The following is a 2,313-nucleotide window of genomic DNA, read 5'->3' as shown; positions in this document are numbered from 1 at the left end:
ACGGCCGCGGCGGCCCGGTCGGCGTCGGGGTCGTTGGCGATCACGATGTCGGCACCGTTGGTGGTCGCCAGTGCGATGGCGAGGTCGATCGCGCCGGGCTCCTCCGGGTTCGGGAAGGCGACGGTCGGGAAGTCGGCGTCGGGGTGTTCCTGGGCCGGAACGATCTCCGGGGCGTCGAAGCCGGCGGTCTCGAGCACGGCAGGCAACGCGCTCGCGCCGACGCCGTGCAGCGGCGTGTAGACGATCTCCAGGTCGCGCGGTCCGTCGCCGGCGATGCCGGCGGCCCGGTCGAGGTAGGCGTCGATGATGCCCTCGTCGAGCACCCGGCCCTTGGCGGCCTTCAGTGACGCGCGCGGCACGGACGCGAGCGATCCGACCGCGTCGATCCGCTCGGCGATGCCGCTGTCGGCCGGCGGCACGATCTGGCTGCCGTCGCCGAGGTACACCTTGTAGCCGTTGTCCTGGGGCGGGTTGTGGCTCGCGGTCACCATCACCCCCGCGACACAGCCGAGCTCGCGGATCGCGAACGCCAGCAGCGGCGTCGGCAACGGACGGGGGAGCAGCAGCGGGCGCAGGCCCGCCCCGCTCATCACCTCGGCCGTGTCCTGGGCGAACACGTCGGAGTTGTGGCGGGCGTCGTACCCGATGACGACGGAGGCGCCCGGCTCGGCGCCCTCGCCGAGGAGGTACGACGCCAGGCCGGCCGCCGCCCGGATCACGACGATGCGGTTCATCCGGTTGGGCCCCGCACCGAGCTCGCCGCGCAGGCCCGCCGTACCGAACTCCAGCGTCCCGCGGAAGCGGTCGGCCAGGTCGGCCTGGGCCTCGGCGTCACCGCCCTCGACCGCCGCGATGATGCTGGAGAGCTCGGCACGGGTGTGCTCGTCGGGGTCCTCGGCGAGCCAGGCCCGGGCGCGGGAGATGAGGACGTCGGCGTCGGGCGTGGTCATGCAGGGCAGGTTAGTGCTCAGGCATCGATGGTGGTCATGTCGCCGTACCGCGCACCCGCCACGGCGTCGCGCGGGACCGCGTCCGCGAGGGCTGCCAGGTCCGCCTCCGTGAGGACGAGGTCCGCGGCGCCGATGTTCTCCTCGAGGTACTTCACCCGCTTGGTGCCGGGGATCGGTACGACGTCCTCACCCTGGGCAAGGACCCAGGCGAGGGCGAGCTGTCCCGGGGTGCAGCCGTGCTGTGCGGCGATCTCGGTGATCCGGTCGACGAGGACCAGGTTGGTCGCCAGGTTGTCTCCCTGGAAGCGCGGGAAGTACGCGGTCGAGCGGCTGTCGCCGGCGTCCGGCTCGGCGGTGATCGCGCCCGTCAGGATGCCCCGGCCGAGCGGTGAGTAGGGCACCAGGCCGATGCCGAGCTCGCGGATCGTCGGGAGGATCTCGTCCTCGATGTCGCGGGTGAAGAGGGAGTACTCCGTCTGGAGGGCGGTGATCGGGTGCACGGCGTGTGCGCGCCGGATCGTCTCCGCCGAGGCCTCGGACAGCCCGAGGTGGCGGACCTTGCCGGCCTCGACGAGCTCCTTCATGGCGCCGACGGTCTCCTCGATCGGGACGGTCTTGTCGACGCGGTGCTGGTAGTAGAGGTCGATGTGGTCGACGCCCAGCCGCTGGAGCGAGGCGTCGCACGCGGTATGCACGTACTCCGGTGTGCCGTTGATCCGGATGCGAGTGCCGTCGGCACCGCGCTCGTTGCCGAACTTGGTGGCGAGCTGGACCTCGTCGCGACGACCAGCGATCGCCTTGCCGACGAGCCGTTCGTTGGTGAACGGGCCGTACATGTCGGCGGTGTCGAGGAACGAGCCGCCGAGGTCGAGGGCGCGGTGGATGGTGGCGATGCCGCCGGCCTCGTCGGGGGAGCCGTAGAACTCCGACATGCCCACGCAGCCGAGGCCGAGGGCGGAGACGGTGAGGGGAGAGGTCGTGCCGAGAATGCGTGTCGAGAGGGTCATGTCCACCAGCAAACTCCTTGGAGTGCGCTCCAGGTCAAGCGATCGCCCTCGATCGGCGCAGGCGGTCCTCGTAGATGCCGATCTTGTGGTCGATCGCACCCAGGTGCGACGTGACCTCGGCGAGCTGCTGCAGGACGTGCTCGCGATGCGCCTGGAGGAGCTCGAGCCGCTGCGGCTCGTTGCCGTCACCCGCCCGGACCAGGTCGGCGTACCGGCGTACGTCGCGGATGGGCATGCCGGTGGCGCGCAGTCGCGTGACGAGGACGATCCAGCGGACGTCCTCCTCGTCGTACCGGCGATGGCCCGAGGACGAGCGCGGGACCGGACGGAGCAGGAGGCCGTCCTTCTCGTAGTAG

At 71.4% G+C, this 2,313-nt stretch carries 2 protein-coding genes and 1 pseudogene; all 3 read right to left on the bottom strand.

Annotated features, from left to right (window positions below; translation table 11 throughout):
• Positions 1-971 (bottom strand): annotated as a pseudogene (locus ACOADB_RS12430) (phospho-sugar mutase); the annotation flags it as partial.
• Positions 968-1,957, bottom strand: a complete 990-nt coding sequence (locus ACOADB_RS12425) for an aldo/keto reductase (protein ID WP_378598853.1) — start codon at positions 1,955-1,957, stop codon at positions 968-970. The pseudogene ACOADB_RS12430 and the gene ACOADB_RS12425, both read right to left, overlap by 4 nt.
• Before the next feature lie 34 nt (positions 1,958-1,991).
• Positions 1,992-2,313, bottom strand: a 322-nt coding sequence (locus tag ACOADB_RS12420) for a MerR family transcriptional regulator (RefSeq protein WP_378598796.1), incomplete at its 5' end; no start/stop codon positions are given.

Source organism: Nocardioides sp. CPCC 206348, from assembly GCF_048654705.1.
GTDB lineage: Bacteria > Actinomycetota > Actinomycetes > Propionibacteriales > Nocardioidaceae > Nocardioides.
The sequence above is the reverse complement of the archived record's forward strand: the minus strand, read 5'-3'. Positions and strand labels throughout refer to the sequence as shown.

What these genes read in the sequence shown, in the direction of transcription:
- ACOADB_RS12425 (WP_378598853.1), bottom strand. Translation starts at nt 1,957, where the DNA reads ATGACCCTCTCGACACGCATTCTCGGCACGACCTCTCCCCTCACCGTC.